Here is a 22,089-nt window from a genome sequence, read left to right as displayed (position 1 = left end):
GAGGAGAAAAATGCGTGTGATCAGCGGATCAGCCAAAGGAAAAAAACTGTTTTCACCGAAGGACGCCGCCATACGGCCTACGTCGGACCGGGTGAAGGAATCCATTTTCAATATTCTGTCTTTCCAACTGAGGGGATGCATTTTTGTGGACCTTTTTTGCGGAAGCGGAGCCATGGGCATCGAGGCACTCAGCAGGGGAAGTGAAATGGTTTATTTCTTCGACGCAAGCAGGGACAGCATCCAACTGACCCAAAAGAATCTGGAGCATTGCGGATTGCCCCGAGACAAGTATTCCATTGGGCAAGCCGATCATAAAACCGCTTTGGAAGCATTGAAAAGAAAGAAGATCCAGGCAGATTTCATATATTTGGATCCACCCTATGCCATGGAAGGTCAGGATAAATTGCTGGAGTCTATTGTGGACATGGATCTGCTGACGGACGATGGCATCATACTATTGGAGTTTGACTATTCCCATGCTCCTGTATATGATGAATCATTTCTGGATCAAATCGACGAAAGAAAATATGGCAGGACGGGAGTCCTATTTTTAAGAAAAAAGGTGATGACATGAAGATAGCTGTATACCCGGGGAGTTTTGACCCCATCACAAAAGGACATTTGGACGTTATTGAGCGGGGAGCCCGCATGTTCGACGGCCTGGTGGTATCCATTTTGGAGAATTCCACCAAAAAACCTTTTTTTTCAACGGAAGAACGCATGGATATGATCCGAAAGGCAACGAGCCATCTTTCCAATGTGACGGTGGATTCCTTCGGTGGATTGCTGGTCAATTACTTGAAGGAAAACAAGTATGGTTTCGTTTTGCGGGGATTGCGTGCTCTAAGTGATTTTGAATATGAATTTCAAATGGCCGCCATGAACAAGCGGCTGGATCCGGACATCGAGATCGTCTTTCTCATGACCGACATCAACTATTCCTACATCAACTCCACCATGGTCCGGGAAGTTATTAAATTTCAGGGAAATGTGGAAGAGATGGTACCGCCAGAAACAATGGATACCATCAAAACAAAGTACAAGGGGGAAATCCATGAAAATCATCGCACTGCTCAACGAACTGGAAAACATCTTAAGCGAAGGGACCCATGTGCCTTTTTCATCCAAGGTGATGGTCAATACGGAGGAGGCCCTGGAGATCATACAGGAGATCATGTTGTCGTTGCCGGATGAAATCAAACAGGCCCAGTGGATCAAAGAAGAACGAAAGAAAATATTGATGGAAGCCCAAAAGGAATCGGAGAAGATCCTCAACGATGCAGAATCGAAGATCCGGGCCATGGTGGATGAAAACCAGATCACCCAGTCTGCTTATCAGGAAGCACAGGAAATTCGAAAGAAAGCGGAAGAAATATCCCGGGAAATTCGAAAATCCACCACCGAATATGCAGACACTGTCTTGAGAGACCTGCAGCGGCAACTGAAAGATGTTTCCGACACGCTGGAGAACAATCGAAAACAACTGCGAGGAAATTAGAAACTCCATCCGTCAGAGAATATGGCGGATGGAGTTTTGCATTCATATCTTCATATATCCACGTATTCAGGATTGCGGTAATAATCCTCCTGGATCCGTTCCGGATTGGTTTTCGTGAAGTAAAGGTTGCTGGAAAGGATGTCCACATCCAAACAGGCCTCCTGGTCTTTGTTGAGGAGCCTTTTGGACCGTCCTACATTAGTGATGATGGGGTTGTCTGTTTTTGCCCGAATGGAACGAAGCAGACGTCGACCCTTGTTGTTGAATGCCAAAACGCGAATATAGGGTGTGAAATCCCTGTCAACAAAGTACGTCAAGTGTTTCACCATGTCGTAATGGTGTAGGAGATGGCACAGGATCCTGGAGATCCGAGTATAGGTATACCTTTTGGATTGGGTGCTGTGGATCAGGTCGGCTACGCTGCCGGCACGGTAGATGCTTTCTCTCAATTTGTTTTCCAATCCTTCCTTGATCTCACTGTATTGCAGCAGAGATACTGCAGAGGTCCGCATAAGATCAAGCCGGATGTTGTCCAGATATTGATCCAGTCGGTTGAACTTGTTCTCTTGGAGGTAGCGCTCCATTTCAAGAAGGGTTTCTTTTGGGATGTATTTCATCAGATCTTCCCAGGAAAATCCTTCCTGCCATACCTGATTGCGAAGGTAGGTGGCGCTGGCCATGTCGTCTTTCGGCGAGGTGCTGTGGTAGTCCACCTTGTATCGAGGGATCAGCAGTGGTTTGATACTGCTGTCCAATCGAATCAACCATTTCAAGTATTCGATCCCAAGAATGTCGTTAGAGCTTGCAGGCAGGTTCAAACCCTTGAAATTGGCTTTTAAGGCCAGTTCCCTGGCTTTTGGATAGGAAAGGCCTTCTTTTAAATACCTATGCAAGGAGGACTTGAATTCCGGTGTTTCATATGCCAGTTTTGCGGCCACATCCATCATGCGGGTCAGGTCGTTGGTTTCACTTCCGAAGGCGATGGTGTCCACAACATTCAGGTCTTGAAGGATCCGTATGCCGCCATAGGCAAAAGGTTCTGCACTTTGGCAACTGAAGGCAAAGGGCAATTCCAGGACCAGATCGATCCCGTTGTGTACAGCGCTGCGCGCCCGAGACCATTTGTCCATCAATGCCGGTTCGCCCCGTTGCAGAAAATGACCGCTCATGACGGCGATGGTGTGGGTGCACTGGGATCTGGATTTGCTTTCATTCAGATGATGCAGGTGACCGTTGTGGAAAGGGTTGTATTCTGCAATGATTCCCAATACCTTCATATCGATTCCTCCAATCTCCCTTTCATCATACTAGATGAAAGGGAAGGTGGCAATCGCATTAAACGTTAATAATATAACGAAAATAGTGTGTTTATTGAATACAATTTTAAAAAATCAAATTGAATATTGCAAAAAAGCGTATTTTTTTAACGAAATCGTTTGCATAATCAAAAAATACAAGGAAAATAAATGTGTTTTTTTGATTGCATGTCTATAACCTTATGTTAAAATGATAACTATACAATATTTAGTTAGGAGATGTTCTAATGAACTTACTGGTGATCAATTGCGGAAGTTCTTCCCTTAAATACCAACTGATCGAGGCTGATACCGAGACTGTTTTGGCAAAAGGACTAGTGGAAAAAATCGGTCTGGAGGCAGGCATTTTTACACATAGTCCTGCTGGAAAACATAAGATCGTTCAAAAGGAAAACATTCCGGATCATAAAGCGGCGTTGAATCTGGTCATGACCGCATTGACGGAAGCAAAATATGGTGTCATCGAATCCCTGGATGAAATAAATGCGGTAGGGCACCGGATCGTTCACGGCGGAGAGTACTATTCGGAATCAGTTCTGATCGACGAACAGGTAATGACGGCTTTGGAAAAGTGCATCGAATTGGCGCCTTTGCACAATCCCGCCAATATTACGGGAATCAATGCATGTTCCGCATTGTTGCCGGGCGTTCCTCAAATTGCGGTTTTTGATACCGCTTTTCATCAAACCATGCCAAAGGAAGCCTACATGTATCCCTTGCCTTATGAATATTATGAGAAATACAAAGTCCGGAAGTACGGTTTCCACGGCACGTCCCACAAGTTTGTCTCCGAGCGGGCGGCCATGTTTTTGGGAAAAAACATCGACGACATGAAGATCATCACCTGCCACTTGGGAAACGGCGCCAGCATTTCTGCAGTGGAACACGGAAGATCCATCGATACCACCATGGGTTTCACTCCGTTGGAGGGTTGGCAATGGGGACCCGTTGTGGAAGCATTGACCCATCCATCGTCACTTTTTTAATGGAAAAGGAAAACATGAGCACCGACGCAGTGTACGAAGTGCTGAATAAAGAATCCGGTGTTTTGGGAATATCCGGTGTCAGCTCCGATTTTCGGGACATCGAAAGTGCAGCAGAAAATGGCAATGAAAGAGCCCTGCTAGCAATTGACGTTTTCAATTACAAGGTGAAAACGTCCATAGGAAGTTATGTGGCGGCCATGAACGGAGTGGATGCCATCGTCTTTACTGCAGGATTGGGAGAAAACTCCGGCAGCAATCGAAAAGCCATATGCGAGGGCTTGAGTTACCTGGGGATCGAGATCGACGATGAAAAAAACAAGATCCGCGGTCAGGAGAATATGATTTCCACTCCTGGATCCAAGGTGAAGGTCCTGGTCATTCCTACGGATGAAGAGCTTGCCATTGCCAGAGATACTCGAAAAATCGTACAGGGGTTGGCACTTGACAAAGCGCTCGTTTAGCAGTTATAATAACCTTTGCAAGTTATGAGGTGGTTCTTTTGAAGATCGATATTTCAGATCTAATTCATGGGCAACAAACAATTTTGGAAATCGACGCAACGATCGAGGATGATTACATCAGCGGGGACGGGTTTCAACAACGGTCGCCCATCCAAGTAAAAGGCTTCGTCGCCAACACTACGGACGGACTGGTCTTCGATTTGACGACCCGTGCAGAAGTGGAGCAGGAATGCAGTCGATGCACCAAAAAATTCGTTTCGATCCTGGAGTTGTCCTTCACGGAAGAGATGGAGTTGACGGAAGAACAAAAGAACAAAAGCGAACAGCTTGACTTAACAGAATTGATACGGGATAATATTCTTGTACAGTTGCCAACGAAGACGCTTTGCAGGGAAGACTGCAAAGGCCTTTGCCCTGTTTGCGGCAAAGACCGAAATGAAGTCGACTGTACCTGTGAATCAGAACAATTTGATCCTCGTTTATCTGTTCTGAGCAATTTATTAAATGAGGACGAATAGGAGGTGTAAACATGGCTGTACCAAAGCGTAAGACATCAAAATCGAGAAGAGATAAAAGAAGGACCCATTACAAGTTGACCGTTCCGGGAATCAGTACTTGCCCTAAATGTGGTGAGGCGAAGCTTCCTCACAGAGTGTGCAAATCTTGTGGAACTTACAAAGACAAAGAAGTCATATCCGTCGAAGCGTAATTTAGGCAGAGTTCATCTCTGCCATTTCTTTTATGCATTTCTTTTTTTAAAATTAGCGATGAGGTGAGATATCATGAAAATTTATGTCGATGCCATGGGTGGAGACCACGCACCTGCCGAAATCGTGAAAGGGGCTGTTTTAGCAGCCAGGGATTTCGATCGAAAGATCCACTTGATCGGCAACCAGGAACTTCTGGAACAGGAATTGGTCAAGCATGGGTCCGTAGAAGGGCTTATTGAAATCGTGCACGCCTCTGAAGTAGTGAAAAATGAAGACGAACCGGCAAGGGTCATTCGACAAAAGAAAGATTCTTCCATGGTGGTGGGTATGCGGTTGTTGAAGGAAGAACCGGATGCCATTTTGGTGTCTGCCGGAAGTACAGGCGCCTTGCTTGCCGGAGGCACATTGTTGCTGGGACGGATCAAAGGGATCCAGAGACCGGCGCTGACCGTAGCGCTGCCGTCCGGAAAAGCAACGCCAACGCTGTTGTTGGATGTAGGTGCCAATGCAGACTGCAAAGCCTCTTATTTAGTCCAATTTGCCATGATGGCGTCTGTTTATGCACAAAACATCCTGGACATACCAGATCCGAAAGTAGGCTTGATCAATATAGGAACGGAAGCCAACAAGGGGAATGAACTCTATAAAGAAACATATGCCTTGCTGGAAACATCTGGTCTCCACTTCATAGGAAACGTGGAAAGCCGGGACCTGGTGACATCAGAAGCGGATATTTTGGTGTGTGACGGGTTTACAGGCAATATCATATTGAAATTGACGGAAGGTTTGAGCGGTTACATCATGGGGGCGTTGAAAACGGCCATGACGGAAAATCTACGGTCCACCATGGGTGCCATGTTGTTGAAACCGGCATTGAAAAAGTTCAAAACCAAATTCGATTATAAGGAATATGGCGGCGCACCCCTCCTTGGCATCAAGTCCGGGATCATCAAAGCCCATGGCAGTTCCGATGCAAAAGCTTTCTACAATGCCATACGCCAGGGGATCGTTTTTCAAGAAAAAAAAGTTTTAGAGAAAATATCCAATAAAATAGTTGAAATCCAATAGATTTCGCGCATAATAGTAAGTAGTAGGAGGTGTGACATGGATACATTTGATAAAATCAAAAAAATCATTTTAGAGCATCTGGATGTAAGCGAAGACGACATCACTCCCAGTGCGGATTTTATGGAGGATTTGGGTGCCGATTCTCTCGATGTGGCAGAATTGATTATGTCCATTGAAGATGAGTTCAACTTGGAAATCAACGAAGAAGAGTTGGAAGGCATGAGAACCATTGAAGATGTTGTAGATTATTTGGACAAACTATAATCAAGTACCACAGGTACATTAAAAGGACGAGAATCTCAAGCGCATGCTTCGGATTCTTTTGTCCTTTTATCAGAAGGAAAGAGGGATGCAATTGGACTTGTCAAAATTGGAAAATTCCATCGGCTATTCCTTTCGAAACGAGAAGCTGCTGGAAAATGCATTGACCCACAGTTCTTACATCAACGAAAAATCTCACCTGAAAAACAACGAACGGTTGGAATTTCTAGGGGATGCAGTGTTGGAACTGGTGACCAGCGATTTCTTGTATCGAAACTACCCGGACAAAACGGAAGGGGAACTAACAAAGGTAAGAGCTAAAATAGTTTGCACGGACTCCTTGGCCAAAGCGTCTGCCAAACACCGGTTTGGCAGTTACATGAACATGGGAAAGGGAGAAGAAAATACCGGAGGACGGGAAAGAAAATCTATTTTAGCTAATACTTTTGAAGCCATTGTTGGTGCAGTGTATCTGGATGGCGGTTTGTCGCCGGCAAGATCCATGATCCTGCAACTCTTGGAGGAGACGATCCTCCATGCAGCAGAGGGGAACTTGATCCTTGACTACAAAACAAAACTGCAGGAGATCGCACAACAAAAACCGGAATCGACCCTGGAATACACCATCGAAAAGGAAACCGGGCCCGAACACAACAAGATTTTTCATGTGCATTTGTATTATAATGGTGTTGTGATCGGTGTGGGAAAAGGAAGCAACAAAAAGGAAGCGGAACAGGAAGCCGCCTATCACGGGCTGGTTGACTTGGGCGTTCTATATGAAGCATAAGATCATCCCCATTTTTATTCCCCACGAAGGGTGCCCACATGATTGTTCATTTTGCAATCAGAAAAAAATCGCAGGTGCTGTGTCCAGTCCGGATGAAGAAGAGATCAAGGAGACCATTGGGCGGTATCGCAGCAGCAATTCCACAAGTCACCCCACTTACACTCTGGCGTATTATGGAGGAAGCTTCACAGCCATTCAAAAAGAGCGGCAAATACGCCTGTTGCAGTTGGCCGAAGAGGCCCGACGGAAAGGGTTTATCCAGCGGATTCGGATCTCCACAAGGCCGGATTATCTGACCAGGGAAAATGTACAGCTCCTTTCGAAGTACGGCGTTGACTACGTAGAAATCGGAGTGCAGTCCACCGATCCGGTCGTGTTGTCCCTGGCCGGGCGCCATTACGACGTTTTGACGATCCAACGTGGGGTGGAAGAATTGAAAAAAGCCAACATCGGCCACGGCTATCAGATGATGGTTGGGTTGCCCGGAGACAGTGAAGAGAAGCTTTATGCCACCACTTGGCAGTTGCTGAAAGGGGATCCTGGCAGCATCCGGATCTATCCTTGTCTGGTTTTGGCAGACACCCTGCTGGAATCATGGTATCAAAGGGGAGAATACCGACCATTGGAGATTCGGGAAGCTGTGGAATGGACCAAGATCCCATACGCCATGTTTACGAACCGGAAGATCCCCATCATTCGAATGGGATTGCATGCTTCTGAATCCTTGCAGCAAGCGGATTCCCTGATAGCAGGACCGTTCCACCCGGCATTTGGGGAAATGGTGGTTTCGTCCATCTACAAAGATCTGTTGAAAGAGTTTATCTTGGACAAAAACGTAGAAGGAGAAACCATAATTGTTGGAGCCGAGAAAAAGATCCATTCGAAAATCATAGGAAACAAGTCTTTCGTCGTGAAGGAATTGTTGGAGGAAACAGGGGTGATCCTCCGACTGGTCCAGCAGGAGGACCTGGGAGACGATGTTTTATTGGATCGGAACGGGGAGAGACATCGGCTGCAGATGAAATCCCATTTGCACAGGATGGAAGCATTCTATCAACGGAAATTCAATACAAGGAAGTGACCTTATTGTATCTTAAAAGAATTGAAATATACGGTTTCAAATCCTTTGCGGATCGGATCGAATTGGATTTCGATCGAGGGATCACAGCAGTAGTCGGTCCCAACGGCAGCGGGAAAAGCAATATAGCAGATGCCATCAAATGGGTGCTTGGAGAGCAAAAGATCAAGTCCCTGCGAGGCTCTAAAATGGAAGATGTCATTTTTGCCGGAACCATTGCGAGAAAACCCTTGGGCTATGCGGAAGTGACCCTGGTATTAGACAACAGCCAAGGTGTCTTGGCGTTGGAATACGATGAGATCAGCGTCACCAGACGGTTGTATCGATCTGGAGAAAGCGAATATTTGATCAATAAAACTCCTTGTCGCCTCAAAGACATTCAGGAGCTTTTTGCCGATACGGGCTTGGGAAAAGAAGGATATTCCATTATAGGTCAGGGGAAGATCGATTCCATTGTCAGTAGCAATCCACAGGATATTCGTCATTTGTTTGATGAAGCGGCAGGGATCGTAAAATTTAAAAATCGAAAACAGGAATCGGAACGAAAATTGGAGCGTACGGTTGACAACATCCACCGGGTGACGGACATTGTAACGGAACTGGAAAAGCAATTGGGACCGTTGAAAAGACAACGAAAAAAAGCACAGATCTATTTGGAGCATGCGGAAGAACTGAAGAAAATCCAATTGAACGTCTTTGTCAATCGAACGGAGCAGCTGGATGCCCAGCTAAACGATCTTACCCAGCAGCACCGGGAAAGCCAGATCCAGCTGGAAGAGAAGAAACGGCAAACAGAAGAGGCGGACAACACTTATCAGGCTCTTCGACGGGAGACCGGGATACTGGAAGCGGAAATCGACGAAATCAACGAGACCATGCTGGACCTGAGCCAGCGTACAGAACGGTTCAACACGGAGATCCAAGTATCCAGAACAAACATGAAAAATGCCGCAGACCGAATTCGCCAATACGAAGAAGAGAAAGCGGAATCCCAAAAGAAGATCCAAGAGTTGACTTCCTTACTGGAGCAAAACTCCAACGAGAAGGAAGAACATAAGAAAAAGTGGGATCAGATCCGCCTTTTGGTGGAAGAAAGCCTGACGGAAAAAGAAACGTTGGAAGAAGCGATCCGGATCAAACGGATGGAAAATAGAAGTCGAGAATGGGAAATGCAAAAGATGCAGGAAACACTGCAAAAACTCGACCAGGAAACCGCCCTAGCCAAAAGCAACGTGGAATATGCAGGAGACCGGATCGAAACATTGAAAGACGAATACCAGTCCATGGAGAGTGAAGTGGAGGTTCTGGTACAACGCAAGGAGAAAGCCCTTCAACAGAAAAAAGAATGGGAAGAGGTTTTGCGTCTTAAAGAAACGGAACTGGAAGAACAGCGAAATCAGCAAAAAGAACGGAGAGAACAGCGAAGCCAGCTGTCATCCAGGAGAAGCCTGCTCAACAACAATCTTGCTTCGGAAAAATCGAAATTGCATATGTTGGAAGAAGACCAGGATGCCAAAGGCTATTATCGCAGTGTAAAAAATCTGTTGTCCCACAAGCAACGGGACCCAAAAGGCATGGAAGGCATGCGGGACATAGCCGGCAACTTGCTGAAAGTTGATCCTGAATATGCCATTGCCATCGAAACCGCCATGGGAGGTTCCTTTCAACATATCGTAGTGGACAATGATCGAATGGCCCAAAAATGCATCGGACTGCTCAATGAGAAAAAATGGGGCAGAGCCACCTTCCTGCCTTTGAACGCGGTAAAGGGGAAGAGGGAGGTCCTACCATCCAACATGACTTCCAAGAGCGGTGTGTTGGGGCTTGCCATCGATTTGATTTCCTTTGATTCCGAGTACGAAGGCATTTTTTCGCAGATTTTGGGCAAGACCCTGATCGTCGACGATCTGGAAACCGGTTTGGAATGGAGCAGGAAGAATAATTACCGGGGAAAGATCGTTACCCGGAAGGGAGAAGTGTTCCATCCGGGTGGAGCCATCGTCGGAGGAACCTTCAACAAGAACAATCTTCTTTTACAGCGAAACAACCGAATCGAATCATTGAAACAAAACATCCTGGAAATGACGGAAGAATGGAAACAGGTGGAACAACAGCTGGATCTGGCCGATCGGGAGATCCAGGACCTGGAGGTCGAAATAAAAGACCGTCAGGCCAAGGTGCACAACGTGATGACAGAACTTCGACTTATCGATCAGGGATTGGAATCTTTGGATAAAGACCAGGCATCCATTCGACAACGGATGGAGAAGCATGAAAAAAGCATGGAAGATAATCAAGACAAAATAAGATCCTTGCAAGAGAAGATCCGAGAAATGGATGGAACCAGAAAAAAGATCCAGGAAGATCTTCAACATCAACCTGTACAGGATGAATCCGAGCAAGACGATGATATGGAAAATCAGTTGAGAGATTGCACGGAACGTTTGAACAGTCGACGCATCGAAGCTGCCCGCCTGGAGACCCAGTATCGGGGTATGGAACAGCAGGAAATGAACGAAAAAATGCGGCTGGAAGAGGCCCGAGAACAAAACCATCGAAAGGATCAGCAGATCCTGGAACTAAAGGAAATGATCCAGCAAGGGGAGGAAGGCATCCTCAACAAGTCTGATTTCATGAACGATGCAGAATCTCAAATTGCACGATTCAAAGAGGATCTGGCAGAAAAACAAAAGAAACGGAAAGAGAAGAATCAACGATTCGATTATCTGGAAAGCCAACTGAAAGGGTACAATCACGAACAAATGTTGTTGAACGAAACCATTGGAAAGCTGGATGTAAAGATCAACGCCAACGAGCTGGAAAAAGAACACCTTTCAGAGAACATATTTGAAGACTATCAGATGACTTACCTTATGGCAAAAGAATACCGCTATCCGGTAGAGAATATGGAACTGGAAATGAAAAATGCCAAAGCGTTGAAAGACAAGATCAAAGGTCTTGGAAACATCAACCTGGCAGCCATCGATCAATACAAGGAAGTTCACGACAGGCATGCATTTTTAACGGAACAGCGGGAAGACTTGTTGAAAGCCAGAGAAGAATTGAAGACCATGATCAAGGACATCAGCAAAGACATCCAGGTTCAATTTGTAGAGCAGTTCACACTGATCCAGGCCCAGTTCAACCAGACATTCAAACGCCTCTTCAATGGCGGGAATGCGGGACTGCTGATCGTGGACGATGAAGATATTTTGGACACAGGCATCGAGATCGTGGCCCAACCCCCAGGGAAGAAACTGAAAAACATCACGTTGTTGTCTGGCGGAGAAAAATCCCTGACAGCCATCGCCCTACTCTTTGCCATCATCCGCATCAAGCCGGCACCCTTTTGCGTCCTCGACGAGATCGACGCTGCATTGGATGACAGCAATGTGGATCGTTTTGCACATTTTCTGGCCCAATTGAACAAAGAAAACCAGTTTATTACCATTACCCATCGAAAGGGGACCATGGAAACAGCAGACCGTTTGTACGGCGTGACCATGGGGAGAGACGGCGTATCGAAAATGCTGTCGGTACAGTTGTCCGATATCGTATAGGAGGAACCAATGGGAGAGAATATTTTTGATAAATTAAAAAAGAGTCTGGAGAAAACAAAAAAAAGCTTCTCCGGAAAAATCGATCAACTCATCAACTATTCCGGTGTTTATGACGAAGACTTCTTTGAAGAACTGGAAGAGATCCTGATCCTTTCCGACATCGGTTACGAAAGCACGCAACGAATCGTCGAGAAGACCCGGGAGATCATGACCACCGAAAACATCACGGACAAACAGGAAGTCAAAAAGGCCATCAAGAGAGTTGTTCGGGACATGTTGACGGAAGAGGGGAAAGAAGAGCTGGAAACACCGGCTGTATTTCTTATCGTAGGCGTCAATGGTGTTGGAAAAACCACTTCCATCGCCAAACTGGCAAAAATGTTCAAAAATCAGGGCAAAAGCGTCATGCTTGCTGCGGGGGACACTTTTCGTGCCGCTGCTGTAGAGCAACTGGAAACTTGGGCAGGACGTGTAGGAGTGCCTATCATCAAAAATGCCCAGGGGGCAGACCCTTCCTCTGTCCTTTATGACGCACTGCAGGCCGCCAAGACAAAACAAGTGGATGTTTTGCTGTGTGATACGGCGGGGCGTCTTCACAACAAAGACAATTTGATGAAAGAACTGGCGAAGATGAACAAGATCATAGAAAACAACGCTGGACATTTTCACGTGTATCGATATCTTGTTTTAGATGCCACCAGTGGAAGCAATGCGGTAAATCAAGCCCAGGTGTTTCACGAAGTGACCAATCTGAATGGAATTATTTTGACCAAGCTGGACGGCAGTGCCAAAGGCGGCATCGTGATCCCCATCAAATACATGTACGACATACCTGTACGTTACGTAGGGGTGGGAGAAGGACTGGATGATATCCAGGTTTTTGAACCGGCAGATTTTTCGGCAATTTTATTCGAATAAAGACTTGACAGAAGGACCGATCTCATTTAAAATTCTACTGTAAAGGTAAAAAGCTTTACAGGTAGGTGAGGAAATGGAAGAGTTTGTGGAAATATCCCTGTTGTATGACTTCTATGGGTCTTTTCTGACGGACAAGCAAAGAGAAGCCATCGAATACTATTACAACTTGAATTATTCCCTTTCCGAAATTGGAGAGAAAATGGGCATCACCAGGCAAGGTGTTCGAGATCAATTGATCCGCGCCAAAGAACTCTTGCACAGTTTTGATGAAAAACTGGGGTTGGTGGACAAATACCAAAGACAACAGACCCTCCTCCAGGATAGTGTAAAAGGATTGGATGAGGTTATGGCCCGAATGGACGATGAAAACGCCAAAGGATCTTTGATGCAGGTTCGAAAACAGTTGACACGATTGATGGAAGAAGCGTAATGGAGGTTTACCATGGCATTTGAAGGATTGAGCGGGAAGCTGCAAGATACGTTCAAAAAGCTTCGCGGCAAAGGAAAACTAACGGAAAAAGATATAAAGGAAGCCACCAGGGAAATAAAATTGGCCTTGTTGGAAGCAGATGTCAACTTCAAGGTCGTCAAAAAATTTGTTGCCGATATCAATGAACGGTCCATGGGAGCGGAAGTGCTGAAAAGCTTGACCCCGGGACAGCAGGTCATTAAGATCGTCAAAGACGAGATGACCCGTCTCCTTGGGGAGAAACCGGTGAAGTTGGATTATGCATCCAAAGGACTGACCGGTTTGATGTTGGTGGGACTGCAAGGTGCCGGAAAAACCACCACGGCAGGAAAACTGGCCAACCACATGAAAAAAGACGGGAAAAAAGTTTTACTGGTTGCCTGTGACGTCTATCGTCCGGCAGCCGTCAAACAATTGCAAGTCGTCGGGAAACAGGTGGATGCGGAGGTATACTCCGATGAAACCAGCAAAGATCCGGTACAGATCGCCAAAGACGGCTTCCGTTTTGCAAGAGAGCATTTTTTTGATGTGGTTCTTTACGATACCGCCGGTCGTCTGCAGATCGACGAGACATTGATGGAAGAACTGGCGAAAATAAAGGAAGAAGTAGCTCCGGACCACATCGTCCTCAACATCGATGCCATGACAGGACAGGAAGCAGTTCAAGTGGCAGAAACCTTCAACGAAAAAATCGACTTGACCGGTGTCATATTGACCAAATTGGATGGAGATACACGAGGCGGTGCTGCATTATCGGTGTCTGCCGTCACCGGGAAGCCCATTTTATTTGCCGGTATGGGCGAAAAACTGACGGATCTTGAGATCTTTTATCCGGATCGGATGGCCTCCCGCATATTGGGTATGGGCGACGTATTGAGCTTTATCGAAAAAGCCCAGGCAGACTTTGATGAAGAAAAAGCAAAAGAACAAATGGATAAATTCCGCAAGCAGACATACACCTTGGAAGATTTCAAGGAACAGTTGCTGCAGATGAAGAGCATGGGATCCTTCAAGGACATCATCGACATGATGCCCGGTGCCAACAAAAAGGCGTTGAAAGGCATGGATTTTGACGACAAGGAATTTGCACGATCGGAAGCGATCATCAATTCCATGACCAAAAATGAACGGATCCAGCCAAACATCATCAATGCCAGCCGCCGAAAGCGAATTGCGGCAGGTTCCGGAACGCGAGTACAGGACGTTAATAAATTGCTTAAAGGCTTTGAACAATCCAAAAAAATGATGAAGCAGTTGAGTGGTTTAAATAATAAGAAACATGGGAAAATGAAATTTCCATTCATGTAATAAAAGGAGGTGAAAACATGGCAGTACGAATCAGACTAAAGCGAATTGGTGCAAAGAAAAAACCTTTTTACAGAATCGTCGTTGCAGATTCCAGATCTCCGAGAGACGGCAAGTTTATCGAAGAGATCGGATATTTCAACCCGTTGACGGAACCGAATGAAGTAAAGATCGAAGAGGAAAGAGCAAAAAAATGGTTGGCTGATGGTGCACAACCTTCCGATACGGTGAAAGCATTGTTCAAAAAGAATGGAATCATGGAGTAAGCAAGTTGCCGGAGGTGTCTTTTTGAAAGAATTAGTAGAAGTATTGGCAAAAAACCTGGTAGATTTCCCGGAACAAGTGGAAGTTGTCCAAACGACAAAAGATCATACCATTGTGTTGGAATTGCATGTTGCTCCTGAAGATATGGGAAAAGTGATTGGCAAGCAAGGCAGGATCGCCAAAGCCATCCGAACCGTTCTCAAAGCAGCGGCTACAAAAGACAACATTAAAGTTATTCTGGAAATCATCCAATAAACAAGTCAGGGTAACCTGACTTGTTTTATTTCTTGGAAGAAAGAGGTTGGATTCATGAAGCAAGACAAACTGATCATCGGAAAGATCACCTCTCCCCACGGTGTTCGCGGAGAGATGAAGGTGCAGGCCCTGACGGACGACATGACCCGTTTTGACTTATTGGAGCAAGCGACCGTACGAATGAACGGCAAAGAACAAACCTATGCCATTCAACACGTCCGCTACCACAAGAACATGGTCCTGTTGACCTTGGAGGGGATCACCAGCAAAAATCAGGCGGATGAACTCCGCAATGGACAAATCGTCATTCCGCGGGAACAAGGCATAGAGCTGGAAGAAGACCGGTATTACATAGTAGACCTTATTGACATGGACGTATTTGAAAATGGAGAGAGGATCGGTCGCCTGAAGGAAGTGCTGCAGCATGGAGCTGCCGACTTGTACATCATTGAAGAAGAACAAAAGGATCTGATGCTCCCTGCTACCAAGGAAAATATTTTGAACGTGGATTTGGAAGCCAATCGAATGGATGTGTTTGTGCCGGAAGGATTGAGAGATCTATGAAATTCGTCATATTGAGTGTTGTGCCGGAAATATTTCAAGGTTTCCTGGATACCAGTATCGTCAAAAGAGCCATGGATAAAGGCTGTGTGGAAGTGGAAGTACTCAATATTCGAGATTTTTCCGAGAACAAACATAAAAAGACGGATGATTATCCTTTTGGAGGGGGACCTGGCATGGTCATGACGCCCCAACCCATTGCCGATGCCATCAAGGAAGCAAAGAACAGGGTCCAAAACGGGAAAGTGATCTACTTTACACCGAAAGGAAAAGTATACGATCAGCAGATCTGCATTGACCTTGCAGCAACACGTCAAGACCTTATCCTTCTTTGCGGCCATTACGAAGGGGTGGACCAGCGGGTGCTGGATCTCTTTGTCGATATGGAGTTGTCCATGGGAGACTACGTTTTGACGGGAGGAGAGATCCCGGCAATGGCCCTGGTGGATTCTGTATCCAGGTTGCTGGATGGGGTATTGGGCAATGCAGAAAGTGCAGACAACGAATCATTTTCCAGTCATCTTCTGGAGTATCCCCAATACACCAGGCCGAGAGAATACGAAGGGATTCCTGTTCCGGAAGTGCTATTGGGAGGCAATCACAAGGATATCGACCAATGGCGTCATCAACGATCCTTGGAGGAAACAAGGGAGAAACGACCGGACTTGTATGAAAAGTATGAAAAAGGAAAAGAATAAATATTGTGTACGCAATATCTTTGTGTTATAATATTGAAGTTATCTCAGGCGGTCCTCTGCTAAAGGCATGAACGTCCAAAAAGAGAGGAGGTAAAACATGAACATTTTAAGAGAAATTGAACGAGAGCAATTGAAACAAGAAGTACCGACCTTTAATGTTGGTGATACCGTTAAAGTTCACGTGAAAGTAGTGGAAGGTAAACGAGAACGGATCCAGATTTTCGAGGGAACTGTCATGAAGCGGCAAAACGGAGGCATTCGTGAAACCTTCACGGTGCGAAAGATCTCTTCTGGAGTTGGTGTGGAAAGAACTTTCCCCCTGCATTCCCCAAGAGTGGAAAAAATCGAAGTATCTAGAAAAGGTAAGGTTCGACGAGCAAAACTGTTCTACTTGCGAGAGCGTGTTGGCAAATCGGCCAAAATCAAAGAAAAAATGTAATCGAACGGGACTGGTCAACAGTCCCGTTTTGTATACTTTGATTCGAAAAAAAGGTATAATAAACGAGTACTACAAGCAACAATACGGAGATGAGCAACCATGGACAATGAAGGTGTCAAATTGAAAAAACAAAAAAGCGAATGGCGAGAATGGCTGGAGTCGGCGGTCATTGCCATCGTATTGGCTTTGTTTATAAAACTTTTCATATTTGAATTTGTTTTGGTGGAGGGCAGTTCCATGAACCCTACATTGAACGATGGGGACCGCCTGGTCGTAGCAAAAGTGCAATACTATTTTCAGGAACCGGACGTCAATGAGATCATCATCCTTCACTATTCCCAAGGAGTGGAGTTTGTCAAAAGAGTAGTTGGAGTGGGGGGAGACACGGTGGAAATCAAAGACAGCGTACTTTATGTCAATGGCTCGGCCGTGGAAGAAACATATACCGATGGATCCACATATGCCGATTATCCGGCCTCCACCGTGCCTGAAGGCATGTATTTTGTTCTCGGAGACAACCGGGACAACAGCAGGGACAGTCGGTTTGCCGATGTGGGTTTCATTAAAAAAGACGACATCGTGGGCAAAGTATTTCTTCGGATCTATCCCTTTGACCGATTGGGAAGAATAGAGTAGGTGTAAAAATGGATATTCAATGGTACCCCGGTCATATGGCCAAGGCCAAACGGGAAATTAGGGAAAGTTTAAAATTGATCGACCTGGCAGTGGAGCTGGTGGACGCCAGGGTCCCTGTAAGCAGCACAAACCCTGAAGTCGATCAACTGCTGGGCAGCAAGAAAAAAATCGTGGTCTTGAACAAGGCAGATCTGGCAGATCCTGCAGTCAATAAACTTTGGGAGGCTCATTACAAAAAAATGGGGCAGCCTTATGTTTTTGTCAATTCTCTTGCAGGAAAAGGGATCAAGGATCTGGTGGCCGCTATCAAGAAGGTCATGGAACCCAAGCTGGAACGAGATCGGAAAAAAGGGCGAATGAACCGGCAAATCCGTTGTCTGGTCCTGGGCATTCCCAATGTGGGGAAATCCACATTGATCAATGCGATCAGCGGAAAAGCGACGGCAAAAACAGGAAACAAACCTGGAGTCACAAAGGCCAATCAATGGATCAAAGTCGGAAAAGACGTTCTCTTGTTGGATACACCGGGTATTTTATGGCCGAAATTTGAAGATGATGCCATAGGATTGAAACTTGCATGGATCGGGTCCATCAAGGACACCATCTATGACCGGGAGGAGGCGGCACTTCGCCTGATCGGCTTTTTGCGACAAAATTACCTGGAAGAGTTGAAAGATCGTTATGGAGTTTCTCCGCAGAAGGAGAGTACCGATCTCGAAGTGATGGAAACCATTGCCAGAAAGCGAATGCTCCTTTCAAAAGGTGGCGAAGTAGATTACGCCAGAACTTCCGCGATGCTGATGGATGAAATGAAAAAGAACATTTTCGCCAATGTATCCTTTGAAAAACCGGAGGATTTCACATGGGAATAAGTCAAAAATCGATCAAAGAGATCAAGGAGCTGATGGAATCCGTCGATCCGGGCGAATATCCGTCCTGGATCGAAACCTTGTCTTTGGATGAACGGGCCGGTGTCCGGCAAATCGCCAACACGTTGGAGCATCGTATTAAAAGTGCCCGACTGGAAGCGGACAGGCTGTTGGAAATGAAAAAGATGGAAGAAAATTTCCGCACCCATGGGTTTCGTCTGGTGGGAGGAATGGATGAGGTCGGTCGAGGACCCCTTGCGGGACCCGTTGTCAGTTGCGCCATCCTATTGCCGGAAGATTCCATGGTGGAAAAAGTCAATGACTCGAAAAAACTCAACGAAACCACCCGGGAAAAACTCTACGAGACATTGTTGAAAAATGCCCTATCCGTTGGGATCGGGTTGGTGGAAAATACAGAAATAGACCGCATCAATATTCTTCAAGCGACAAAAAAAAGCATGCATCTGGCATTGGATCAAATGGAAAGAAAACCGGATTTGATTTTGGTGGATGCCATGGAGTTGAAAGGTCTGGATCTGGAGCAAAGAGCCATCATAAAAGGAGATGCCCGTTGCTATTCCATAGCAGCAGCCAGCATTGTGGCAAAGGTTCATCGGGACCGTATCATGGAAGCATACCACGAAATCTATCCAATGTATCATTTTGATTCCAACAAGGGATACGGAACGAAAGAACATGTGGAAGCCATTCAAAAATATGGCTTGTCCCCCATACATCGACGAAGTTTTTGCACCAATTTTCTCTAAAGTAGGGATGGTGGATCATGGACCGGATCAAAATCGGCAAAGCAGGAGAAGAAGAGGCCTGCGGGTATTTAAAAAATAAAGGGTACACCATTGTGGCACAAAATTTTCGATGTCGCCATGGAGAAGTGGATATTGTTGCCACCCAAGGGGAAGATCTTGTTTTTATTGAAGTCAAAACAAGAAACAACAGAAATTTTGGACGACCCTGCGAAGCTGTCGGGTGGAAAAAACAGCGTCACATCCAAAAGACCGCCATGTTCTACCTGACAAAGTACGGATCCGTAGAAATGAATGTACGATTTGATGTGGTGGAAGTGGAAAAAGAAGGCATCCATCACATTGAAAATGCCTTCCCATATCAAATGTTTTAGTGCAAGAACCTCGCTTAGGCGAGGTTTTTTTAAAGCAGTTCCCGGTCCATCCGCCGGTACTGAAGACTTTGCGCCATATGTCCTTCTTCGATCCGATGAGAGCCGTCCAGATCGGCGATGGTCCTGGCCATGCGCAGCAGGCGATGATAGCTTCTGCCACTCATTTTAAATCGTCGGAATGCGATCTCCAGCAGGTGTGTCGCAGAAGGGGAGGCGCTGCAAAACCGATCGATGTCTCCTGCCGGGATCAAAGCGTTGTATCCGTAAGATTCTTTTGAAAAGCGATCCAGTTGGATCTGTCTGGCAACTTCCACTTTTTTACGGATGGTCGAAGAATCCGGCACCGACTTTTTTTGAACCATGTCTTCGTAATCCATGCTACGAACTTCCATTTGAATGTCCATCCGGTCCAAAAGAGGTCCGGATATTTTTTGGCGATATTGGTGTCGTTGCCGGTCGGTGCAGGTGCAGGGATGGATCTCATCCCCGAAGTAGCCGCAAGGACAGGGATTGATGGATCCAATCAGCAAAAAGAAGGAAGGAAAGGTGGTTTGGATGTTTCCCCTAGTCAAATGTATGCACTTGTCCTCCAATGGTTGGCGAAGGATCTCCAGGCAAGCTCGGTTGAATTCACTCATTTCATCCAGGAACAATACACCTAAATGTGCAAGTGTGATCTCACCAGGTCTCGGCACGGCACCGCCGCCGGCCAATCCTGATTTGGTGATGGTATGATGGGGACTGCGAAAAGGTCGTTGTGTCATAAGTGTGCCCAGGGGCAAAGCTCCTGCGATGGAGTGGAGTTTCGTCACTTCCAGGGCTTCTTCCATAGTGAGGGGAGGAAGGATGGTGGGGAATTGTTTTGCCAGCATTGTCTTTCCAGATCCAGGCGGCCCGATCATCAACACGTTGTGAAAACCGGCTGCCGCCACTTCCAAACCCCGCTTGACTTGATGATGTCCCTGTACATCTGCGAAATCTCCGGAAGGGTCTGGCTGTCTATTCAACAGGATCCTGCCCGTATCGGAAACGGGGATTGGATGAAAAGAACCGAGCAAGTAGTCGGCCACTTCTGATAAATGAGCCATCGCCAGGACCTTGATCCCTTTCACCATGGAGGCTTCCGAGGCATTTTCTCTTGGTACCACTATATGGGAAAACCCCTGATCCCTGGCGCATAAAACCATGGGCAAGATCCCTCGGACCGCCCCAATATTTCCCGAAAGGGAAAGTTCGCCGATAAACATGTGCTTTTTCAGATCAAACGTTGGAACAAGAAGCTTGCAGGACTGTAGAAGACCCAAGGCAATGGGCAGGTCGTATATGGGCCCCTCCTTCTTGATGTCTGCCGGAGCCAGATTGATGGTAATGCGTTGCATGGGAAAGGGATATCCGACATTTTTTATGGCGGAATAGACCCTGTCTTTGGATTCTTTGACGGCTGCATCCGGCAATCCTACCAGGGCAAAAGTGGGAAGACCATTGGTTACATCCACTTCCACCTGAACGGGATGTCCTTGCACACCTTTGATGCAGCTGCTGTAAACGGTAGTCAACATAATATCACCTCACTATAATATACGACGGATTATAAGATATTCATTTATTATTTTTAGAAATATAACATGAAAATAGTGAAAAAATATTTAGTCAAAGATTATTTTTTGTGTTATCATATTTAGCATAATAAATATGAAATGGATGTGGTGGAATGGACGAACGTTTGGCACTTTGTTGGTTGGGCTCCCAAAAAGATTGGACCCTGGATCAGAAGTATCGGATCATGCGGGAGCATGGGACCGCCAAAGCGGTGTATGATGCATTTTTGGAGGGCTGCTTTTTCGGTATAAAAAAAGATCCATCCGATTGCTGGCCGGATCGGTTTTTAGAAGATCTTCAAAAACATGGAGTTTCGATGATGACCATCATGGATGACGATTACCCCATGCATTTATCCCAAATCCCCCAGGCGCCCTTGTTCTTGCTTTACAAGGGAACTTATGACGAGGAAGATTTTGATGAAACCTTCGCCGTGGTTGGAGCACGGAAAGCAAGTCTTTCCGCCAGGAAGAACACCAGAAGGATCGTAGGAGACCTGGCATATGCCGGGTTGAACATTGTCAGCGGGATGGCTTTGGGCATCGATGCACAGGCTCATCAGGCGGCCTTGGATGTGGGAGGGAAAACGACTGCCGTCATGGGATGCGGGTTGGATCATTGTTATCCGAAAGAAAACCGGAGGATCTTGGATGCCATCCTGGATGAGGGAGGCACCGTGTTTTCTGAATTCGATTTTGGCACGCCTCCGCTGCCAAGAAATTTCCCCCAGCGCAATCGAATCATCAGCGGACTGAGCATGGGAGTTTTAGTGGCGGAGGCGGAAAAGAAAAGCGGGTCCCTCATTACAGCAAAACACGCAATGGAGCAAGGCAGGGAAGTATATGCATTTCCTGGCGATCTGCAACGCAGCAATACCTTGGGATCCAACCTGCTACTTCGAGACGGAGCGAAAATGGTCTTGGAAGCCAACGATATTTTGGAAGACATGGCACCCATGTTTTTCATTCCGGAAAAGTTGGATGTCTTTGAGTCGAAAGCGTTGGCGAAGGAAGAAAAGTCCATCTGCGACGCGATCAGATCTGGGGTGGATACGGTGGATTCTTTGATCGATAGCACAGAAATTTCCATCTCTGATTTGTTTTTTCACTTGACAAATTTGGAATTAAAGGGGATTATCACAGGTAGTGCCGGACGCTACACCATGATGGCGCCATGAGACAGGAAGATAAGAGCTTGGTTGAATAGTTTCATT

At 46.2% G+C, this 22,089-nt stretch carries 24 protein-coding genes and 2 pseudogenes; 24 read left to right on the top strand and 2 right to left on the bottom strand.

From position 1 onward, the window contains the following. Nucleotides 1-16 precede the first annotated feature (16 nt). The 3 genes and pseudogenes from rsmD (at nt 17) to J0B03_RS01180 (ending at nt 1,498) form a co-directional block, all read left to right on the top strand. Nucleotides 17-574: a 16S rRNA (guanine(966)-N(2))-methyltransferase RsmD gene (rsmD, locus tag J0B03_RS01190; RefSeq protein ID WP_207300077.1), complete on the top strand. Its 558-nt coding sequence runs from the start codon at nt 17-19 to the stop codon at nt 572-574. Further along, a pseudogene (gene coaD / locus J0B03_RS01185) lies at nt 571-1,044 on the top strand (pantetheine-phosphate adenylyltransferase); the annotation flags it as partial. The gene rsmD and the pseudogene coaD, both read left to right, overlap by 4 nt. 130 nt (nt 1,045-1,174) lie before the next feature. Beyond that, nucleotides 1,175-1,498 carry an ATP synthase subunit B family protein gene (locus J0B03_RS01180; protein WP_207300075.1) on the top strand — a complete coding sequence of 108 codons (324 nt, stop codon included), beginning with the start codon at nt 1,175-1,177 and terminating at the stop codon, nt 1,496-1,498. A 50-nt stretch (nt 1,499-1,548) separates the two neighbouring features. Here J0B03_RS01180 and J0B03_RS01175 read toward each other — a convergent pair whose 3' ends face one another. Next, the gene (locus J0B03_RS01175) at nt 1,549-2,775 is read right to left on the bottom strand and encodes a nucleotidyltransferase (protein ID WP_207300074.1); all 1,227 of its coding nucleotides are present in this window, start codon (nt 2,773-2,775) and stop codon (nt 1,549-1,551) included. Nucleotides 2,776-3,041: 266 nt separating this feature from the next. Between J0B03_RS01175 and J0B03_RS01170 the strand changes: the two are divergent. From J0B03_RS01170 to J0B03_RS01075, 20 genes and pseudogenes are all read left to right on the top strand, one after another. After that, nucleotides 3,042-4,261: pseudogene (locus tag J0B03_RS01170) on the top strand (acetate/propionate family kinase). Nucleotides 4,262-4,299: 38 nt separating this feature from the next. Beyond that, the gene (locus tag J0B03_RS01165; RefSeq protein ID WP_207300073.1) at nt 4,300-4,779 is read left to right on the top strand and encodes a YceD family protein; all 480 of its coding nucleotides are present in this window, start codon (nt 4,300-4,302) and stop codon (nt 4,777-4,779) included. An 11-nt stretch (nt 4,780-4,790) separates the two neighbouring features. After that, the gene (gene rpmF / locus J0B03_RS01160; RefSeq protein ID WP_207300072.1) at nt 4,791-4,970 is read left to right on the top strand and encodes a 50S ribosomal protein L32; all 180 of its coding nucleotides are present in this window, start codon (nt 4,791-4,793) and stop codon (nt 4,968-4,970) included. Between the two features lie 73 nt (nt 4,971-5,043). Then, nucleotides 5,044-6,039: a phosphate acyltransferase PlsX gene (gene plsX / locus J0B03_RS01155; protein WP_207300071.1), complete on the top strand. Its 996-nt coding sequence runs from the start codon at nt 5,044-5,046 to the stop codon at nt 6,037-6,039. Nucleotides 6,040-6,075: 36 nt separating this feature from the next. Further along, the gene (acpP, locus tag J0B03_RS01150; protein WP_207300070.1) at nt 6,076-6,303 is read left to right on the top strand and encodes an acyl carrier protein; all 228 of its coding nucleotides are present in this window, start codon (nt 6,076-6,078) and stop codon (nt 6,301-6,303) included. Nucleotides 6,304-6,388: 85 nt separating this feature from the next. Continuing rightward, nucleotides 6,389-7,087, top strand: coding sequence for a ribonuclease III (rnc, locus tag J0B03_RS01145; protein ID WP_207300069.1), 699 nt, complete (start codon nt 6,389-6,391; stop codon nt 7,085-7,087). Continuing rightward, complete coding sequence (locus tag J0B03_RS01140; protein WP_207300068.1) at nt 7,077-8,168, top strand: elongator complex protein 3; 1,092 nt, start codon at nt 7,077-7,079, stop codon at nt 8,166-8,168. The genes rnc and J0B03_RS01140 overlap by 11 nt, the downstream gene beginning before the upstream one ends. A 5-nt stretch (nt 8,169-8,173) precedes the next feature. Then, nucleotides 8,174-11,725 (top strand): chromosome segregation protein SMC, encoded by a 3,552-nt coding sequence (gene smc / locus J0B03_RS01135; protein WP_207300067.1) that lies wholly within the window; start codon nt 8,174-8,176, stop codon nt 11,723-11,725. Nucleotides 11,726-11,734: 9 nt separating this feature from the next. Further along, nucleotides 11,735-12,643 carry a signal recognition particle-docking protein FtsY gene (ftsY, locus tag J0B03_RS01130; protein ID WP_207300066.1) on the top strand — a complete coding sequence of 303 codons (909 nt, stop codon included), beginning with the start codon at nt 11,735-11,737 and terminating at the stop codon, nt 12,641-12,643. Between the two features lie 73 nt (nt 12,644-12,716). After that, a complete protein-coding gene (gene ylxM / locus J0B03_RS01125; RefSeq protein ID WP_207300065.1) occupies nt 12,717-13,073 on the top strand; it encodes a YlxM family DNA-binding protein in 357 nt (118 codons plus the stop codon). Between the two features lie 12 nt (nt 13,074-13,085). Beyond that, nucleotides 13,086-14,420 (top strand): signal recognition particle protein, encoded by a 1,335-nt coding sequence (gene ffh / locus J0B03_RS01120; RefSeq protein ID WP_207300064.1) that lies wholly within the window; start codon nt 13,086-13,088, stop codon nt 14,418-14,420. A gap of 17 nt (nt 14,421-14,437) precedes the next feature. Continuing rightward, a complete protein-coding gene (rpsP, locus tag J0B03_RS01115) occupies nt 14,438-14,683 on the top strand; it encodes a 30S ribosomal protein S16 (protein WP_207300063.1) in 246 nt (81 codons plus the stop codon). A gap of 22 nt (nt 14,684-14,705) precedes the next feature. After that, nucleotides 14,706-14,936 carry a KH domain-containing protein gene (locus tag J0B03_RS01110; protein WP_207300062.1) on the top strand — a complete coding sequence of 77 codons (231 nt, stop codon included), beginning with the start codon at nt 14,706-14,708 and terminating at the stop codon, nt 14,934-14,936. Between the two features lie 54 nt (nt 14,937-14,990). Then, nucleotides 14,991-15,500 (top strand): ribosome maturation factor RimM, encoded by a 510-nt coding sequence (gene rimM / locus J0B03_RS01105; protein ID WP_207300061.1) that lies wholly within the window; start codon nt 14,991-14,993, stop codon nt 15,498-15,500. Continuing rightward, nucleotides 15,497-16,195, top strand: coding sequence for a tRNA (guanosine(37)-N1)-methyltransferase TrmD (gene trmD / locus J0B03_RS01100; RefSeq protein ID WP_207300060.1), 699 nt, complete (start codon nt 15,497-15,499; stop codon nt 16,193-16,195). Before rimM ends, trmD begins: the two co-directional genes overlap by 4 nt. A 97-nt stretch (nt 16,196-16,292) precedes the next feature. Next, nucleotides 16,293-16,634 carry a 50S ribosomal protein L19 gene (gene rplS, locus J0B03_RS01095; RefSeq protein WP_207300059.1) on the top strand — a complete coding sequence of 114 codons (342 nt, stop codon included), beginning with the start codon at nt 16,293-16,295 and terminating at the stop codon, nt 16,632-16,634. Nucleotides 16,635-16,733: 99 nt separating this feature from the next. Continuing rightward, nucleotides 16,734-17,270: a signal peptidase I gene (gene lepB, locus J0B03_RS01090; protein ID WP_207300058.1), complete on the top strand. Its 537-nt coding sequence runs from the start codon at nt 16,734-16,736 to the stop codon at nt 17,268-17,270. Nucleotides 17,271-17,278: 8 nt separating this feature from the next. Beyond that, entirely contained in the window at nt 17,279-18,142 is an 864-nt protein-coding gene (gene ylqF, locus J0B03_RS01085) for a ribosome biogenesis GTPase YlqF (RefSeq protein ID WP_207300057.1), read from the top strand. Then, nucleotides 18,133-18,906 carry a ribonuclease HII gene (gene rnhB, locus J0B03_RS01080; RefSeq protein ID WP_207300056.1) on the top strand — a complete coding sequence of 258 codons (774 nt, stop codon included), beginning with the start codon at nt 18,133-18,135 and terminating at the stop codon, nt 18,904-18,906. Before ylqF ends, rnhB begins: the two co-directional genes overlap by 10 nt. Before the next feature lie 17 nt (nt 18,907-18,923). Further along, nucleotides 18,924-19,277, top strand: coding sequence for a YraN family protein (locus J0B03_RS01075; protein ID WP_207300055.1), 354 nt, complete (start codon nt 18,924-18,926; stop codon nt 19,275-19,277). A 29-nt stretch (nt 19,278-19,306) separates the two neighbouring features. Here J0B03_RS01075 and J0B03_RS01070 read toward each other — a convergent pair whose 3' ends face one another. Beyond that, nucleotides 19,307-20,836 carry a YifB family Mg chelatase-like AAA ATPase gene (locus tag J0B03_RS01070; RefSeq protein WP_207300054.1) on the bottom strand — a complete coding sequence of 510 codons (1,530 nt, stop codon included), beginning with the start codon at nt 20,834-20,836 and terminating at the stop codon, nt 19,307-19,309. Between the two features lie 152 nt (nt 20,837-20,988). Here J0B03_RS01070 and dprA point away from each other — a divergent pair, with 152 nt between their 5' ends. Beyond that, the gene (gene dprA, locus J0B03_RS01065; RefSeq protein WP_207300053.1) at nt 20,989-22,053 is read left to right on the top strand and encodes a DNA-processing protein DprA; all 1,065 of its coding nucleotides are present in this window, start codon (nt 20,989-20,991) and stop codon (nt 22,051-22,053) included. Nucleotides 22,054-22,089: the final 36 nt, after the last annotated feature.

Source organism: Alkalibacter rhizosphaerae (assembly GCF_017352215.1).
GTDB classification, from domain to species: domain Bacteria; phylum Bacillota; class Clostridia; order Eubacteriales; family Alkalibacteraceae; genus Alkalibacter; species Alkalibacter rhizosphaerae.
The sequence above is the reverse complement of the archived record's forward strand: the minus strand, read 5'-3'. Positions and strand labels throughout refer to the sequence as shown.

Bases quoted from the DNA above. Each gene is read 5' to 3' on its own strand.
- rplS (WP_207300059.1), top strand. From the start codon at position 16,293: ATGAACATTTTAAGAGAAATTGAACGAGAGCAATTGAAACAAGAAGTA.
- J0B03_RS01075 (WP_207300055.1), top strand. From the start codon at position 18,924: ATGGACCGGATCAAAATCGGCAAAGCAGGAGAAGAAGAGGCCTGCGGG.
- rnhB (WP_207300056.1), top strand. From the start codon at position 18,133: ATGGGAATAAGTCAAAAATCGATCAAAGAGATCAAGGAGCTGATGGAA.
- rpsP (WP_207300063.1), top strand. From the start codon at position 14,438: ATGGCAGTACGAATCAGACTAAAGCGAATTGGTGCAAAGAAAAAACCT.
- ylxM (WP_207300065.1), top strand. From the start codon at position 12,717: ATGGAAGAGTTTGTGGAAATATCCCTGTTGTATGACTTCTATGGGTCT.
- J0B03_RS01175 (WP_207300074.1), bottom strand. From the start codon at position 2,775: ATGAAGGTATTGGGAATCATTGCAGAATACAACCCTTTCCACAACGGT.
- rpmF (WP_207300072.1), top strand. From the start codon at position 4,791: ATGGCTGTACCAAAGCGTAAGACATCAAAATCGAGAAGAGATAAAAGA.
- ffh (WP_207300064.1), top strand. From the start codon at position 13,086: ATGGCATTTGAAGGATTGAGCGGGAAGCTGCAAGATACGTTCAAAAAG.
- rnc (WP_207300069.1), top strand. From the start codon at position 6,389: ATGCAATTGGACTTGTCAAAATTGGAAAATTCCATCGGCTATTCCTTT.
- ftsY (WP_207300066.1), top strand. From the start codon at position 11,735: ATGGGAGAGAATATTTTTGATAAATTAAAAAAGAGTCTGGAGAAAACA.
- ylqF (WP_207300057.1), top strand. From the start codon at position 17,279: ATGGATATTCAATGGTACCCCGGTCATATGGCCAAGGCCAAACGGGAA.
- J0B03_RS01070 (WP_207300054.1), bottom strand. From the start codon at position 20,836: ATGTTGACTACCGTTTACAGCAGCTGCATCAAAGGTGTGCAAGGACAT.
- J0B03_RS01140 (WP_207300068.1), top strand. From the start codon at position 7,077: ATGAAGCATAAGATCATCCCCATTTTTATTCCCCACGAAGGGTGCCCA.
- acpP (WP_207300070.1), top strand. From the start codon at position 6,076: ATGGATACATTTGATAAAATCAAAAAAATCATTTTAGAGCATCTGGAT.
- trmD (WP_207300060.1), top strand. From the start codon at position 15,497: ATGAAATTCGTCATATTGAGTGTTGTGCCGGAAATATTTCAAGGTTTC.
- rimM (WP_207300061.1), top strand. From the start codon at position 14,991: ATGAAGCAAGACAAACTGATCATCGGAAAGATCACCTCTCCCCACGGT.
- lepB (WP_207300058.1), top strand. From the start codon at position 16,734: ATGGACAATGAAGGTGTCAAATTGAAAAAACAAAAAAGCGAATGGCGA.
- J0B03_RS01180 (WP_207300075.1), top strand. From the start codon at position 1,175: ATGTTGTCGTTGCCGGATGAAATCAAACAGGCCCAGTGGATCAAAGAA.
- dprA (WP_207300053.1), top strand. From the start codon at position 20,989: ATGGACGAACGTTTGGCACTTTGTTGGTTGGGCTCCCAAAAAGATTGG.
- plsX (WP_207300071.1), top strand. From the start codon at position 5,044: ATGAAAATTTATGTCGATGCCATGGGTGGAGACCACGCACCTGCCGAA.